The 15412-nt window shown below is 51.6% G+C and carries 19 protein-coding genes; 6 read left to right on the top strand and 13 right to left on the bottom strand.

Going from position 1 to position 15412, the window contains the following annotated elements; genetic code table 11:
* Window positions 1-5: 5 nt before the first annotated feature.
* From argC to KNP72_RS14845, 4 genes are all read right to left on the bottom strand, one after another.
* Complete coding sequence (gene argC, locus KNP72_RS14860) at window positions 6-1031, bottom strand: N-acetyl-gamma-glutamyl-phosphate reductase (protein WP_214834226.1); 1026 nt, start codon at window positions 1029-1031, stop codon at window positions 6-8.
* A gap of 147 nt (window positions 1032-1178) precedes the next feature.
* Window positions 1179-1496, bottom strand: a complete 318-nt coding sequence (locus tag KNP72_RS14855) for a hypothetical protein (protein ID WP_214762433.1) — start codon at window positions 1494-1496, stop codon at window positions 1179-1181.
* A gap of 33 nt (window positions 1497-1529) precedes the next feature.
* Window positions 1530-1997, bottom strand: coding sequence for a hypothetical protein (locus tag KNP72_RS14850; RefSeq protein WP_214834223.1), 468 nt, complete (start codon window positions 1995-1997; stop codon window positions 1530-1532).
* A gap of 7 nt (window positions 1998-2004) precedes the next feature.
* Window positions 2005-2280: a 4a-hydroxytetrahydrobiopterin dehydratase gene (locus KNP72_RS14845; protein WP_214834220.1), complete on the bottom strand. Its 276-nt coding sequence runs from the start codon at window positions 2278-2280 to the stop codon at window positions 2005-2007.
* A gap of 142 nt (window positions 2281-2422) precedes the next feature.
* Between KNP72_RS14845 and KNP72_RS14840 the strand changes: the two genes are divergently transcribed.
* Window positions 2423-2956 carry a cysteine hydrolase family protein gene (locus KNP72_RS14840; RefSeq protein WP_214834218.1) on the top strand — a complete coding sequence of 178 codons (534 nt, stop codon included), beginning with the start codon at window positions 2423-2425 and terminating at the stop codon, window positions 2954-2956.
* A 22-nt stretch (window positions 2957-2978) separates the two neighbouring features.
* A complete protein-coding gene (locus KNP72_RS14835; RefSeq protein ID WP_214834216.1) occupies window positions 2979-4424 on the top strand; it encodes a nicotinate phosphoribosyltransferase in 1446 nt (481 codons plus the stop codon).
* Between the two features lie 36 nt (window positions 4425-4460).
* On the opposite strand, the gene KNP72_RS14830 is transcribed toward KNP72_RS14835, so the two are convergent.
* Window positions 4461-4763 (bottom strand): hypothetical protein, encoded by a 303-nt coding sequence (locus KNP72_RS14830; protein ID WP_131471580.1) that lies wholly within the window; start codon window positions 4761-4763, stop codon window positions 4461-4463.
* 109 nt (window positions 4764-4872) lie between these two features.
* Here KNP72_RS14830 and KNP72_RS14825 point away from each other — a divergent pair, with 109 nt between their 5' ends.
* Window positions 4873-5349: a YwpF-like family protein gene (locus tag KNP72_RS14825; RefSeq protein ID WP_251129049.1), complete on the top strand. Its 477-nt coding sequence runs from the start codon at window positions 4873-4875 to the stop codon at window positions 5347-5349.
* A 74-nt stretch (window positions 5350-5423) separates the two neighbouring features.
* Here KNP72_RS14825 and KNP72_RS14820 read toward each other — a convergent pair whose 3' ends face one another.
* The 3 genes from KNP72_RS14820 to KNP72_RS14810 all read right to left on the bottom strand — a co-directional run bounded on the left by KNP72_RS14820 (window position 5424) and on the right by KNP72_RS14810 (window position 7512).
* Window positions 5424-5900: a DUF456 domain-containing protein gene (locus KNP72_RS14820; RefSeq protein WP_214834214.1), complete on the bottom strand. Its 477-nt coding sequence runs from the start codon at window positions 5898-5900 to the stop codon at window positions 5424-5426.
* Window positions 5901-5910: 10 nt separating this feature from the next.
* Window positions 5911-6510 carry a histidine phosphatase family protein gene (locus KNP72_RS14815; RefSeq protein ID WP_214834213.1) on the bottom strand — a complete coding sequence of 200 codons (600 nt, stop codon included), beginning with the start codon at window positions 6508-6510 and terminating at the stop codon, window positions 5911-5913.
* A gap of 66 nt (window positions 6511-6576) precedes the next feature.
* Window positions 6577-7512: an alpha/beta hydrolase gene (locus KNP72_RS14810; RefSeq protein WP_214834210.1), complete on the bottom strand. Its 936-nt coding sequence runs from the start codon at window positions 7510-7512 to the stop codon at window positions 6577-6579.
* Window positions 7513-7684: 172 nt separating this feature from the next.
* Between KNP72_RS14810 and KNP72_RS14805 the strand changes: the two genes are divergently transcribed.
* Window positions 7685-8707: a metal ABC transporter solute-binding protein, Zn/Mn family gene (locus KNP72_RS14805; RefSeq protein WP_214834207.1), complete on the top strand. Its 1023-nt coding sequence runs from the start codon at window positions 7685-7687 to the stop codon at window positions 8705-8707.
* Between the two features lie 40 nt (window positions 8708-8747).
* Here KNP72_RS14805 and KNP72_RS14800 read toward each other — a convergent pair whose 3' ends face one another.
* The 5 genes from KNP72_RS14800 to KNP72_RS14780 form a co-directional block, all read right to left on the bottom strand.
* A complete protein-coding gene (locus tag KNP72_RS14800; protein WP_214754897.1) occupies window positions 8748-9200 on the bottom strand; it encodes a hypothetical protein in 453 nt (150 codons plus the stop codon).
* Between the two features lie 65 nt (window positions 9201-9265).
* Window positions 9266-9724, bottom strand: coding sequence for a DUF1877 family protein (locus tag KNP72_RS14795; protein WP_251129046.1), 459 nt, complete (start codon window positions 9722-9724; stop codon window positions 9266-9268).
* A gap of 81 nt (window positions 9725-9805) precedes the next feature.
* Window positions 9806-11248 (bottom strand): alanine/glycine:cation symporter family protein, encoded by a 1443-nt coding sequence (locus KNP72_RS14790; protein WP_214718416.1) that lies wholly within the window; start codon window positions 11246-11248, stop codon window positions 9806-9808.
* A 181-nt stretch (window positions 11249-11429) separates the two neighbouring features.
* Window positions 11430-13898: a CoA-disulfide reductase gene (locus KNP72_RS14785; RefSeq protein WP_214834205.1), complete on the bottom strand. Its 2469-nt coding sequence runs from the start codon at window positions 13896-13898 to the stop codon at window positions 11430-11432.
* Window positions 13895-14200: a rhodanese-like domain-containing protein gene (locus tag KNP72_RS14780; RefSeq protein ID WP_214718419.1), complete on the bottom strand. Its 306-nt coding sequence runs from the start codon at window positions 14198-14200 to the stop codon at window positions 13895-13897. The genes KNP72_RS14785 and KNP72_RS14780 overlap by 4 nt, the downstream gene beginning before the upstream one ends.
* Before the next feature lie 286 nt (window positions 14201-14486).
* Here KNP72_RS14780 and KNP72_RS14775 point away from each other — a divergent pair, with 286 nt between their 5' ends.
* A complete protein-coding gene (locus KNP72_RS14775) occupies window positions 14487-14753 on the top strand; it encodes a metal-sensitive transcriptional regulator (RefSeq protein WP_016509666.1) in 267 nt (88 codons plus the stop codon).
* Window positions 14754-14819: 66 nt separating this feature from the next.
* The gene (locus KNP72_RS14770; RefSeq protein WP_016509669.1) at window positions 14820-15251 is read left to right on the top strand and encodes a type III secretion system chaperone family protein; all 432 of its coding nucleotides are present in this window, start codon (window positions 14820-14822) and stop codon (window positions 15249-15251) included.
* The last annotated feature ends 161 nt before the right edge of the window (window positions 15252-15412 follow it).

The following is a 15412-nucleotide window of genomic DNA, read 5'->3' as shown; positions in this document are numbered from 1 at the left end:
CCTCCTTATATGTATTGGGGTTGTTCAGTCAACCCGGCTGTTTCGTTTACTCCGAAGCGGACGTTGGCGTTTTGAATCGCTTGTCCGGCCGCACCTTTTTGCATATTGTCGATGACCGAGACGATGGTCAATCGATTCGCCCGTGCATCGGCGTACACCCAGATGTCACAGTAGTTCGAGCCGACGGCCGTCCGAATCTCCGGTTCGCCTTGTTGCACCCGGATGAACGGTTCGTCCGCATATGCCTCATTCAACGCATGCACCCAGTCCGCCTCGCTCTGCGTGATTGTCGGCACGACACTCATCGTCGCCATGATGCCCCGATTGATCGGCAGCAGATGTGTCGACAGCGACACCGTCGCTGGGAGGCCAGACACTGCGTGGAGTGTCTGTTCAATCTCTGGGATGTGTTGATGCGTATGAACTTTATAAAGTTGCACGTTCTCGTTGGAGCGGGCGTGGTGCGTCTTGGCGCTGAGTCCCTTCCCGGCTCCGGTGATGCCGGAACAGGCCGAGACGATGATCTCGTTCGGGTCGATCCAACCGCCGTTCACGAACGGCAACAAGCCGAGGGCGACCGCCGTGGCGTAACACCCGGGATTGGCAATCCAGTTCGCTTTCCTCACGGCGTCCCGATTCCATTCCGTCAATCCGTATACGGCCTGCGCTTGTAGCGATGCCGGTACGGCCGGTTTGTCGTACCACGTCTCGTAAATCGATGCCGGCAGACGCAAGTCGCCGCTCAAATCGATGACGACCCCTTCATATTCGGTCAACTGCGTCACATATTGCGCCGATATTCCGCTCGGCGTCGCTAAAAAGATGACGTCGATGTCGTTCAATGCGTCCACTTGGAACGGCTCGAGCGTCAAATTGTCGATTTCTAACCATGGATACAGTTGCGTGAGCGTCGCCCCGGCGCTCGAATCGCTCATCGCCCGGACGAGCGTAAACTCGGGATGTTTCCCGATGAGCTTCAACAGCTCCATGCCGGCGTATCCCGTGACGCCGACGATTCCACAAGTGATCATCTGCCGAACCTCCTTAAAAGAATAAATTGATTAAAACATACGTATATTTATACTGTCAATTGTATTTTTATACAAATTAAACAGAGCGAGGCTCGCCGGAGCATGAAAAAACGGTCCGGTGCAACAGCACCGGACCGTGAACATGAATTAGATTTGATTTTTATGACGAGCGTCTTGAAGCGCATCGACCAAGTCTTTCACGTCTTCGACGAGATTTTGAATCGTATCTTGGTTCTCTTCATAGAGTGCCTTCAAATCCATGACGCGATCTTTCAAACTCGCTTTCGAAGAGGCTTGGAGGCCGACCGAATGAGCTTGTGTAGACGTATCGTGTGACTTGAGTCGTGATTTCATATGCTTGAGCTGACTGACTTGTTGCTCACGCGTCTCTCTGTGGAGAAGCGATGCCCCGGCTCCGATGATGGCACCTGCGGCCATTCCCATCCAGAAGTAGTTCTTGTTCATAAAAAATCCTCCCCTAACGTGACGTTATGTTTATTATAGGTCATCCGCTCCATCGACGACATAGTGTTTTATGATCGGACCGGCTCCTTTTTGTTCGACGGCTTCTTTCAGCCATTCTTGGAACAAGACGTAGTCGGTCGAATCACGGAAACGATTCCCGCCCTCGGTGAATTGGATGAAGACAATCCCATGGTTGTCGTCCGGGTCGACACCGAGCCGATAGGCGGCGAAACCGCTATGGCCGGACCCAAGACGTGACTTGTCTTTCAACAAGCGATGGAACAAGAGCGACCGGGCGTTCGAATCGACCGGGATGTTCGCATAGACAATATTCCCTTTCGGAGCGAATTGTCCTTCCGCTTCCTCGATTTGAAACATCTTGCCACTCTGGAACGGGGATTTGTCCCCTTCGGCAAGCAGAATCGTTTCCGTCCCGTTCGCGACGATGACGCCCGGTTGTTGACGCAATCGTTCAGCGACCGTACCTGAGGCGAAGGTCATGAATAGCTTAGACAAGCTCCTCACACCCTTTCGCGAGCATGATGTCTTTCTCCGTGATGCCGCCTTCATCATGCGTCGACACGGTCAACGTGACGTTCCGATACTCGATTAAGATGTTCGGATGATGATTGAGCGTCTCCACCAAATCGGCGACGAGATGGACGAATTGAATCGCCTCCGGAAACGTATCGAGTCGATACGTCTTTTGCAATTCCCCTTCGACAACGTCCCAGCCATTTAAGCGGGACAGTTGCTCTGACAGTTCGGTTGATGACAGCAGCATGTGCTGATTCCCCTTTCGCAAACAGTTCTTCTTACACCTAGTACCCGACCGCGATCAAAAATAATCTTTTTCGCTTCACGCAAAATGATTTAGAATAAGAAGGATAGCCAACTATTCTTTACATGAGAGAGGAGATCTCGCCATGCGTGCATTGATTGTGATCGACTACACGTTTGATTTTATCGCAGATACGGGTCGTTTGACTTGTGGAAAACCAGGGCAAGACATAGAAGAACGAATCGTCCAATTGATTGAGGAGTTCGCGGACGAGGATTATGTCGTCATCGCGAACGATGTCCACGATGCTGGCGACACGTATCATCCGGAAACGACGCTCTTCCCACCCCATAACATCCGGGGCACGGAAGGCCGCGAACTTTACGGCGCCGTGAAAACCGCGGCGAGCCGGGCCGACCATTGGATCGATAAGACACGCTATAGTGCCTTCGCCGGGACCGACCTCGATTTGCGTTTGCGCGAACGGGCCATTACGGAGATTCATCTTGTCGGTGTCTGTACAGACATCTGCGTGCTCCATACGGCAGTCGACGCGTACAACCTCGGCTATACAATCGTCGTCCACGCCGATGCCGTCCAAAGCTTCAACCCAGTCGGGCACGATTGGGCGCTCGAACATTTTGTCACGACACTCGGGGCCACTGTGACCGGGAAGTGACATAAAACAGAAAGGAACGATTATGTTACATCGCAACCTAGCACTTCACACTGATTTATACCTCCCCCGTTGGATGTATATCTATTGGAAACAAGGCCGTCACAACGAACGAGTCGTGTTCGACCTGTATTATCGCTCGAATCCGTTCAGCGGCGGCTACGTCGTCTTCGCCGGTCTGCAAAACATCGTCCACTATTTAGAGAACGTCTCGTTCACGGAAGAGGACATCCGCTACTTGAAACAACAACTCGACTTCGAGGACGAGTTCGCGGACGTGCTCCGCAACTTCAAGTTCACCGGCTCACTCTATAGCGTCCGCGAAGGAGAAGTCATCTTCCCGAACGAACAAGTCGTCCGCATCGAATCGACGATTTTCGAGGCGAAGCTGTTCCAGACGGCACTCTTGAACATCGCCAACCACGAGTCCCTCATCGCGACGAAATACGCACGCATCCGTCAAGCCGCACCAAACGAAACGCTGCTTGAAGGCGGAGCCCGTCGCGCCCAAGGTGTCGATGCCGCGTACTACGGAACTCGGGCCGCCTATATCGCCGGCTTCGACGTCACGAGTTTGGTTTCGGCCGGACGCGACTTCGATGTCCCGACCGGGGGAACGATGGAACACGCCGATATTCAGTTCCACGATGAGGAACTCGAAGCGTTCCGCTCGTTCGCCGAGATGTATCCGGACAACACGAGCCTGTTGATCGACACGTATGACACGCTCAAGTCGGGTCTCCCGAACGCGATCACGGTCGCGAAGGAACTCGAGGAAAAAGGCTATCGCTTGAAGTCGGTCCGACTCGACTCGGGTGACTTGGCCTACTTGTCGAAACGGGCCCGGAAAGCACTCGATGCTGCCGGACTCGACTACGTCAAAATCGTCGTCTCAGGCGATCTTGACGAATACGTCATCCAAGACTTGCGGATGCAAGGGGCTGAAGCCGACACGTTCCTCGTCGGGACGCGCGGGATTACCGCGTACGAACAGCCTGCGCTCGGCATGGTGTACAAGCTCGTCGCCCGCGAAGGCGCCGACGGGAAGCTGAAGCCGGTCATCAAAGTCTCGTCTTCGAAAGTGAAGACGACGACGCCGCATAAGAAAGAGTTGTATCGCATCATCGATAACGAGACTGGGAAATTCAAAGGGGATTATATCGCCTTGTCCGACGAACCGGTCGAGTCGTATAACGAAATCGACTTGATTGACGTGCGCGACCCAGCGTTCCGCATCAAGACACGCAACTTTAGCGTCAAACGTTTGCTCGTCCCGATTTTCCAAGACGGCGAACGCGTCTATGACTTACCGAACGCGACAGAGATTCGCGCGTATCATCATGAGCAAATGAACGGTTTATGGGAAGAGTATAAACGCCTCCGCTTGCCGGAAGTGTACTCGGTCACATTCAGTAAACCGCTCTGGGACTTGAAACTCGAGATGATTCGTCAAACCCGGATCCCGAAATAAAACGAGAGGCTACGGATTTGTTCCGTAGCCTCTTGTTTATGCCGTCGTCATCTCGTTCGCATGAATTTTATCTTCTTTTCTCCGAAAGTAAAGGGCGATTGAAAGAGAAATCAAAATCAATATGAAGTAAACGGTCCGTTGCCAAAACGTCGCTTCCGTATCCCCTTGGAACAACGCGATGATATAGTCACTCCCGCTCACGAAGAACAGTCCCGCGAGCAAGAGAAAGATTCGATATCCGGCCCGACTCCGCTCCTGCTTTACTTTGAAGAAAAGGACACCATAATAACCGATTGCTAGAATCGTGATATACCCGATTATGCCAACAACCCAACTCATCTTGATGCCTCCTTGTCCTTTATTTTTACGTCGCTTCCCCGCTATCGTAACACAATCTTCGAAGCAGACTATGTTAAGATGGATTAAAGAAAATGTGGAAGGGACCGATATGATGAAAACGTTCCGCCTAGTCCAAGTTCGCCTCGTCCAAGACGAGTATGGCAACGAGTTGAACCTCCCCGTCGAACTGCTCGATGGGTTGATTATCTCGAAAGAGCATGACAACGAATGGCTCCTCGAGATGCTCGTTCCGACCGAATTTGCCGTCACGCTTCATCACTATTTGAATAAGCGAATCCTGCTCCTTGCCGAAGCCGTCATCACGTCACCGGCGAACCGCCCGGCCGCCCTCGCGTTGACGTTCACGAGCGAACGGTCGCTCAGCGACCATCACACGTTCGTCGCGGAAGGGCTCATGCTGATGCCGAAACAAGATCCGACCAAGCAAGTGCTCGATTCGTTGATTTCCGAAGGCGTGGCGAACGCCGAACTCAAACCGTCCTTCTTCGAAAAACAAGTCGAACAGCAGCAGTCGTTCAGCCGCTCCGCCTTCACACAGCTCGTCAAGACAGGATCGTTCGAATAAGTCGAACGGTCTTGTTTTTCTTTCCCCGTTTTTATAAATAACTCAACCCAAAAAGGCGAAGAAATTTCTTCGCCTCAAATGTAGATGAAAAACAAGATGACCATCATCGTCATCCCGACAACTTTGAGCACCGTGCTGCCGAGGAAAGCGAGTACGGTCCCGACACCGATACTCCACGCTTCACGCGTCGACTTACCGAGCGTGAGTTCCGCTAAAAATGCGAAGATGAACGGGAAGATGAGCACCCCGACGAGCGGGAAGATGAACGGTCCCGCAATCAAACCGATCGTCGCTCCCCATTTCGCCCGTTCAGAACCGCCTCGTTTATCGACCGTAGCCCGGGTGACGATATAGTCGACCACGAACAGGAAGATCAAGAACAAAATCTGCCAGAGCCAAAATGTCAATGTGAGCGGCTCGAACGAGAAGCCGAAGCCGTAAATCACATAACCGATGAATAAGAACAAGACGCTCGGGATGACCGGATAAATCAATCCTGCGAACGCGACAATAAATGATGCGATGATGAATATCCAGAGCAATGTCGTCATGAGTTTCTCCTCACTTCGCGACAATCACATTCGTAATATGGTCGGCGACATTGACCGCCTTGACCACGAACTGACCGTCTTGATGTTCGATATAGTTCGAGCAGGCGTTGCGCATGGCATGACGGAACGTATACGTGTCGTCAATCGCCGATAGCGCAGCTTTAATCGCATGTGAATGACAGACGACAATGACACGTTTTCCGGCATGCGTCTCGACGAGATCATGCATACCGCTCAAGACACGGGCTCGCATCTCGTCTTCTGACTCGAGACCAGGTACGCGGTCTTGGTCATCGGCTTGGACGGCTTCATAAATGCCCGGTACCGGTTTTCCCGACGCGGCCCCGAATTCACGCTCGATGAAACGTTCGTCTTGAATGATGTGTGCTGCGTCGATGCCGCACGCCTCCGCGATGTAACGTGCCGTGTCGACGGCTCGCGATAACGGGCTCGCCACGATGACGTCCCACGATTCTTGACTTAAAAAGGCCGCACTCTCTTCGGCCTGCCGATGTCCGAGTGCGTTGAGCGGGATATCTTCCCGTCCTTGAATGATTTCTTGAAAGTTCCAATCGGTCTGACCATGTCGGACCAAGCAAAGTTCTGTCACGCGAGTCACTCCTTTTTGATTCCTAAATCCTACCCCATCGTACCATCTTTGCGAAAAAGCGCAACGTCACATCATCGCGTCATCGATGAAACGGTCGATGCGAGCCATGAGCTGCGTTTCTTTGATCGGGTTGTCGGATTGGAGAAAGCTCGCTAACGAATGGGTACCGTTCGGGAAGGAAATCAGTTGCACGTTCGCACCGACCTCACTCGCATGTTCGACGAAGTGGAGCGCCTGTCCGAACGGAACGATTGGGTCTTTCTTTCCGTGAAGAATGAGGATGGGCGGGGCGTCGTCATAGAGATGCGTGACCGGTGAGCACTTCACCATCAGCTCGCGCCATGCCTCGCGGCTCCCTTCATAAAACTTCAAATGAGCGAGCCACGTCTGGATGAACTTGAACAATAAGAAGTTCGTCGGCGGATAGAGCGCGATCACCCCTTTAATCGGTGGCACGTCATCTCCAAGTTCACCGGTGAACTGTTTGCTTCGATCGAGCGCCGTCGCTAAGACGAGGGCCGCACCTGCCGAGTCACCCCAGACGATCAATCGGTTAATATCCAAGTTGAGCAGACCGTCGTGCTGTTTCAAATAACAGAGCGCATCGGAGACGTCGATGATGTTGTCCGGGAAATAGACCCCATCCTCGAACAGACGATAGTCGATACTGATGACCGCGAACCCTTTGGCGAGAAAATGGTCGCGTAACGGATGGAACAACGTCACCATGCCTCGATTCCCTCGTACGAACGCCCCCCCATGGGCATATACCGCGACCGGGAACGGTCCATCCCCTGGCGGATAATACACGTCAAACTGGAGCGGGCGGTCATTGACAATCTTGTACGTGTGCGTTCGACGTTTACGGGTGGAGGGTTGCGCCGGCAATTCGGGCTCTTGCCAACGCACGAGCGATCCATACTGGTTCCATACGCTGGCCCCTGCTGCCGTGGCGGCCGCGAGTGCCGCACCTCCGACGAACCAGGCGGTCTCCTTTCTCATATACATCCACTCCTCGTTCTTTTTTTAATCATATTCCCTTTTTCTCGAAAAACCATCCATCTGAAGTCGGACTTGACGTGCACGGATTCGCCCCCTATAATATAACTCGCAGTCTCAGAACGTAACGGTTACGATTTAAAGGTTCATATAGAGAGGACAGGTGGAAGAGTTCATGAATAAGAAGTTATTGAGTGTCGCCGCTGCCGGCACACTTTTATTAGGTGGATGTGCAAGTAATGAAGAGAGTGGCGCGACGGAGGAGACGAGCGATCAGTTGACCGTCTATGCGTCAACGTTCGCTTTGAAGTCATTTGCGGAAGAAATTGGGGGCGACCGTGTCCGCGTCGAGATGGTCATCCCGCCTGGCGCTGACCCTCATACGTACGAGCCGACATCGAAGCAGATGACCGATATCGCCGAAGCCGACTTGTTCTTGACGGTCGGGCACGATCTCGAGCCATACGTCGAGTCGATGGAAAAGAGCTTGGCCAATGAGAACGTCACGTTCGTGAAGACGGCCGAGGACGTGACACTCCTTTCGGCAGAAGACACAGTTCACGTCCATGGCGAGGATGAGCATAGTGAGGACGAACATAGCGAGGACGAGCACGGACATGAGGAGGACGCTCATGCCGAGGAAGAAGCCGGGCATAGCGAAGATGACGGGCATAACCACGGCCAATACGACCCACACGTCTGGCTCGACCCAATGAATGCCGTCTCGATGGCGGAAGCTGTCGAAGCAGCCTTCAGCGAACAGGCACCGGACTATAAAGATGAGTTCGCGGATCGTTTAAGCGCCTTCAAAGAAGAAGCTACGACGTTAGATGGCGAACTACAAGCAGCAGTCGATGGCGGCTCGAAGTCTGAGTTGCTCGTGACGCATGCAGCCTACGGTTACTTGGCGGAACGGTACGGCTTTGACCAACTTCCAATCACGGGTCTCACGCCTTCAGAAGAACCGTCACAGCAAGCATTGAAGCGTGTCATCGAAGAGGCACGACTTCACGACTTGAAATATATCGCTTTCGAAGACACGGTGACGCCGAAAGTCGCACAGGTCGTTCAAAACGAGATCGGTGCGGAGACGGTGACGATTTACAACTTGGAGTCGGTCACGAAAGAGCAGATGGACAAGAGTTACTTCGACCTCATGCGCGAGAACGTCAAAGCGCTTGAGACGGCATTGAAATAAGCATTTCAGAAAACAGCTCGGCGCCTTCGCGCCGAGCTGTTTATGTATGTTCTGGTTCCCGGTCGATTTGTCTAAGCCTAGTCCAGATGATACCGGTCACAAAAATCGCTGTAACCAACATCACGGTATGCATCAGTGTGTCCTGTAGCACGGTCGTTGAGTAAGCTTTCTCAATAAACACGAAACAGAGCGCTGTCAAAAAAGAAAGGACGACAAGCAACTTCTTCACGCTAGCTTTAGGATTGCGTTTGTGCATAAACCACACGCTGTTCCCTATGGCAAAGCAACAGTTCGCCATAATCGAAACGTAAAAGAGCATCGATACTGGATGGTTATAGAGCAGCCCCATTGTGAGGATAAACAGCCAGGAACCGATAAAGAGTAACACGGTGAAAAGATTGATGCGACCAATGGTTGTTAGACCGACTCGATACGCGAATATTGGACTAAACACACTGATGACGATGGCGACCATTGAAGAGAAATCCAGCATACATCCACCCCTAGGCAAACTATTTGTAATAGTTTACCAATTTTCAAGGTGTTTTCATAGACTGTTTATTCATAGTAAATCAACACGAGCTCATCCCGTTCAATCGCTTCTTCACAGAATCGTTTCAACAGCGTCCATTTGAGCCAGACGTCATCGAGGCCATCATGGTCGACGAACGCCATATCGGCCACATCTTCTTTCGTGAACGCGTTCATCGCATCTTTGACGATATGGAGCAGCTGCGGCGTCAAAATCCCGACGACGACCGCCTGCTTCTCGTTTACAATCAACTCTTCCCCGATGACGGCCATCTCTAAGTTGTACGTGTCATCCCCATCGATATAAATCTCGATTTGTCCGAGAATCTTTTGGAAGCGCTCGATACTCGGGAGCGTCAATGTCTCATACGTGTCACGTTGTTGACTATGCACGTGCAGCAGCCAATCTAAAATCATTTCCGGATCTTGTCCGAATGAGACCCATACTTCCGGGGAAATGCGTATATAGTGTGTCGTCTCCATCATTGAACGCCCCCCTTTTCTTCAGTTTACCCATCTTGCGGGCGCAAAAAAACCGTCTACGTGCTTTCGTAGACGGTTTGTCGTTTATGAACGGATTGTACCTGTTTTGACTTCTTCTTCCGATTCCCAAGCCTCGATGTACTCGCGGCCTGGCAGATCTTCAATCGAATCGGCGTAGAAGACCGGATCTTCACCTTGACGGCGTTGCTCCAAGTAATCGTCGAGGACGAGACGGGCAACTTTCGCGAGGCGGAAAATCGCATACAAGTTGACGAGTGCCATGAGACCCATGAACACGTCCGCGATTGACCAGACGAGACCGGCCGAACGGACCGCTCCGAAGAGGACCATACCGACGACACCGATGCGGTAGAGCGTGACGTAAATCTTTTTATCCGAAATGAACTGGATGTTCGTCTCACCATAGTAGTAGTTTCCGAGAATCGAGCTGAACGCGAACAAGAAAATCGCGATTGTGAGGAAAGATGTCGCCATCGGACCAATCTCGGCAGTGAGCGCGGCCTGTGTCAACTCGACACCAGCGAACGACTCTGAACCGGCGACGCCTGACAATAAGATGATCATCGCTGTCGATGTACAAACGAGAAGTGTATCGACGAACACACTGAGTGATTGAATCAACCCTTGTTTAACCGGGTGTGATACTTCAGCTGTAGCTGCCGCGTTCGGGGCTGAACCCATTCCCGCTTCGTTCGAGAAGAGACCACGACGGATCCCTTGAAGTACCATTGCTCCAATGGCACCACCGAACAGTTGCTGAAGACCGAGTACGCCTTCCGAGAAAATCAAGCCGAACACTTCAGGCAATAGTGAAGCGTTCGTAATCATAATCCAAGTGGCAAGTAGAATGTAGCCACCCGCCATGACCGGAACGATGATACTCGAAAGAACGGCAATCGATTGAATCCCACCGAAGATGATGACTGCAGTGACGAGCGCCAAAATGATACCGACTGTTGTCGTGCTAATCCCGAACTGGTTGCTGACTGACAACGAAATTGTGTTCGACTGAACCGAGTTGAAGGCGAAACCGAACGAGAACGTGATCAAGATGGCGAACAAAATCCCGAGCCAGCGCTGACCGAGCGCACGTTCCATGTAGTAAGCTGGACCACCGCGCCATGTGCGACCGTCGCGGATTTTATATACTTGCGCGAGCGTACTTTCGACGAATGCCGAAGCCGATCCGATGAGGGCGATGAGCCACATCCAGAAGACGGCTCCCGGGCCTCCGAGCGCGATGGCCGTCGCGACACCGGCGATGTTCCCGGTCCCGACGCGCGCCGCCGTCCCGATGGCGAATGCCTGGAACGACGAAACTTGGCCTTTTTCACGCTTCATGCCATCTTTGAATAAGAGACGAACCATCTCTGGAAACATCCGGAACTGGACGAACCCCATGCGAACGGTGAAATACAAACCTAAGGCGACAAGGACAACGATTAGCACTGACGACCAGAGCAGGTCGTTGGCTGATGAAACGAGATCTTCTACGAATTTCTCCATCTTTCAATCCTCCGTGTATGTGTGAGTTATAAGAAAAAGTTATGTCAACTTTCTTTACATGAGTAGAATTATAGGAAAAACGTTTAAAAAATGCAATCTTTTTCGACAATTTTCATTTCGGGTGTCGAACAACAAAAAGGCGACCGGTCAAGTGACCGGCCGCCTAGATTATCTCAGTTGGTTAGATAAAGAGGTTCAAGTTACCGCCTTCGGCTGCCCCGAGGTATGCTGCCACACCACCGAGATCGATGCCGTCGATTAACTCTTCTTCTTTAATCCCCATGACGTCCATCGACATCGTACAAGCGACCATTTTGACGCCTGCCTCTTGAGCCGATTTAATCATTTGATCGAGGGACGGAACATTTTTGTCGCTCATCACTTTCTTCATCATCTTCTGACCAACGCCACCGAAGTTCATGTTCGAGAGCGGAAGCTCACCTGCATGAGATGGCATCATCATACCGAACATTTTCTCGAGGCCTTGCTTTTTCACTTCTGGTGCATCTGGTTTACGGATGACGTTAAGCCCCCAGAACGTGAAGAACATTGTGACGTCTTTACCCATTGCCGCTGCACCTTGCGCGATGATAAACGACGCGAGTGCACGGTCGAGGTCTCCACTGAACACGACCATCGATGCGCCGTCGCCTGCTGGTGCGCCCGCTTGGACGGCTGCAGGTCCTTGACCTTTTTGAAGGACGGCTTCGACGCGACCGTTCACAAATTGTTTCGAGACGAGCTTGTTGCCCGTTTTCTTCGCCCATGCTTTGATGTCCGCAAAGAAGCCAGGATCACTTGCGAGGACGCGGAGCGTCTCGCCTTCGCCAAGTTCGGCTACTTTTTTGTTGACTTCTAAGATTGGTCCCGGGCATTGCAGACCGCACGTATCTAGGAAAATCGGTTCCCCGACTGGTTGATTCGTCATTGCTGGTGGTGCCTCCTCCGTTGCTGTTGCGGCAGTCTCATTCGCTGCCTTCGTTCCTGCTTCAATCGCATCAAAATCACGTCTCACTTGTGACCACGTCTTGTAGCCACCACTCAAGTTTTTAACCTTGAATCCATTTTGACGCAAGATGCGGGATGCGAGATATCCGCGAAGTCCGACTTGGCATGTCACATAAATCGTTTCGTCTTTGCTGTAGTTGTCCAAGTGATCGCGTAGCGAGTTAAGCGGAACGTTGATTGAGCCTGGGATTTTACCGAGCTCGTGCTCTGATTCGTCACGGACGTCGAGTAATGTCGCACCGTTTTGGACCAAGTCGTCAATCTCGTTCCAATGTACGACTTCGTTATCGCCGAGGACGACGTTCGACGCCACGTAACCGATCATGTTGACCGGATCTTTCGCCGAGCTAAACGGTGGTGCATAGCTGAGTTCGAGGTCTGGAAGGTCAAGGACCGTCAAGCTACCTTTCATCGCTGTCGCAATGACGTCAATCCGTTTATCGACACCGTTCATCCCGACGCCTTGCGCGCCATAGATTTCACCGGTCATCGGATGGAACAACAGTTTGAGCGACACGGGTGTCGATCCTGGGTAATAGCCCGCATGTGAACCCGGGTGCACGTGAACGGCTTCGAACTCTTTACCAGCTGCTGTCAAACGTTTCTCGTTCCAACCTGTCGAAGCAACGGTCATATCGAATACTTTGGCGATCCCAGTCCCCATCGTTCCGTTGTATTTAACGTCACGACCGTTGATGATATCGGCGACGAGACGACCTTGGCGGTTGGCCGGCCATGCAAGCGGAACGACCGTCGGCTCTTTGAAGATATAATCGAGCACTTCGACGGCGTCACCGATGGCGTAGATATTCGGGTCTGACGTGAGCATCTTCTCGTTGACACGGATGGCGCCGCGGATGCCTGTTTCAAGTCCTGCTTCCGTTGCGATCGAAGATTCGGGCACAACACCGATTGACAAGACGACCATATCGGTCTCGATGACGCGACCGCTCTTCAAGTGGACACGTTTCCCTTTCTCAGAGAAGGAGTCGACACCGTCAGAAAGCTGAAGGTCGACGCCGTGCAAACGCATATGCTCGTGAACCGGTGCGACCATCTCACGGTCGAGCGGCGTCATGACTTGGTCGGCCATCTCGACGAGCGTGACATCGACGCCACGTTCCCGTAAGTTTTCAGCCATTTCAATCCCTATGAAACCGCCACCGATGACTGTCGCGTGTTTCGGCGCTTTGTCATCGACGTAGCTACGGATTTTATCCGTGTCCGGAATGTTGCGGAGCGTGAAGATGTCTTCTGCCTCTTCAATCCCTGGGATGTTCGGACGAATTGGTTTCGCACCTGGTGACAAGACGAGGACGTCGTACGACTCTTCGTACGTCTCACCTGTCTGGACGTGTTTCACCGACACCGTCTTCTCGGCACGGTTGATTTTCGTCACTTCCGTCAAGTTACGGATGTCGAGTTGGAAACGCTTGTTCATCCCTTCGACGGTTTGAATGAGCAATTTTTGACGGTCTTGAATCACATCACCGATGTAATAAGGAAGTCCACAGTTCGCGAACGAGATATACTCGCCCCGGTCGAACATGACGATTCGGTTCTCTTCATTTAAGCGACGAAGACGGGCGGCTGCCGAAGCACCACCAGCGACCCCACCGACGATTACGATTTTTTTACTCATTGCGCATTTCCTCCTTTGACGACTTCACCTGGCCAGCTCATCAAGCCATCTTCTATATTGACCACTTTATAACCTTTCGCTTCCATTTGCCAAGTTGCTTGCGTGCTGCGAGCCCCTGAACGACAAAGGACGATGTATTCTTCTTCAGGGTCGAGTGTCTCAATCCATTCCGAAATTTCAGATAGCGGATAATTTCTCGCACCAGCAATGTGCGCTTCCTGGAACTCGTCACGTTCACGAACGTCGACGATGTTCACTGGTACTTCGAAATCCATTTGACGTTTCAAGGCAGATGCTTTCATGTTTGTTTACCCATCCTTTTGATCTATGATATTTCACTTATTTATTCGTCAGCTTGGTAGCGGGCGTTCGACGAAAATTTGTGATTCGTTGAACATATCGCTTTCACGTCAATAATATACCCCCTGTGGTATTTGATTGCAAGGGATTTGTTTGTCGAATCGGTAAACGTTTGAAAAAAATTCACATCAAACGTTGTTGCTCGACACATACTCCCCCACGTATTAAGATGAGACTACACAATAAATAGTTGGGTTACTGAACGATTTGAATATAGAGGTGAATCTAATGGAACAGTATCAATACGATACAAAAGTGTTGAACCGGATGAAACGGGTCGAAGGACAAATCCGGGCCATCATCCGCATGATGGAAGAAGGGAAAGAGTGCCGTGACGTCGTGACACAGTTGAGTGCGGCTCGATCAGCGCTTGACCGCGCCTCGACCATCATCGTCGCGAAGAACTTGGAGCAGTGCATCATCACCGCCCAACAAGATGGCGAAGATACGTCAGAAACCGTCGAAGAAGCCATCAAAATGTTGATGAAACGCTAGTTCCACTTGCTTTCCCTCCGCAAATGGGCGAAAGTTAGAGTAACGACTTTTAAGGGGGACTTGTTTGTGAACTTCGAAGAAAAAGTAGAATCATTTAAAGCGCTCGTCGCTGAACGCAATATGACGTTCAAAGAGAGCGAGACTGAAACGCATGTCACATTTTTGACGCGTGAAACGACTAAATCCGGGGCTCAGCCCGTTATGATTATCGCCTTCAATAAAAAGACGACAGATGCGGAACTGTATGCCGCGACGGTCACCCACGTGCCGGATTACGTCGAAGACCTACCGATTCTGAACGCCTTGAACGAGTTCAACCAAGAGTTCAAATACTTCCGCTGCGTACTCGACAGCGACCGTGATGTTACGCTCGCCTCGACGCTCGACCTCGACCTCGGCTTCTCGCCAGAGATCATCTTGCAACATTCATTCATGATGTTCCAAGCGGCCGATGAAGTGAACGAGTATATGCAGAAGTTGTATACGCAAGTCCAATAACAAGCAGCCGCCCCGGACGAATTGATACGCTCCCTAAAAAGTAGACAGGTTAAAAAATAAAACCTGTTTCCTTTAGACTGACCTAGCTATATGAGACACTAATAAAAACACCTTATTAGGCTGCCACCACACCATATTTTATCGGTGTGAGGTAGCCTAAT

This window comes from Exiguobacterium sp. s152 (assembly GCF_018618335.1).
GTDB lineage: Bacteria > Bacillota > Bacilli > Exiguobacteriales > Exiguobacteriaceae > Exiguobacterium > Exiguobacterium chiriqhucha.
The sequence above is the reverse complement of the archived record's forward strand: the minus strand, read 5'-3'. Positions and strand labels throughout refer to the sequence as shown.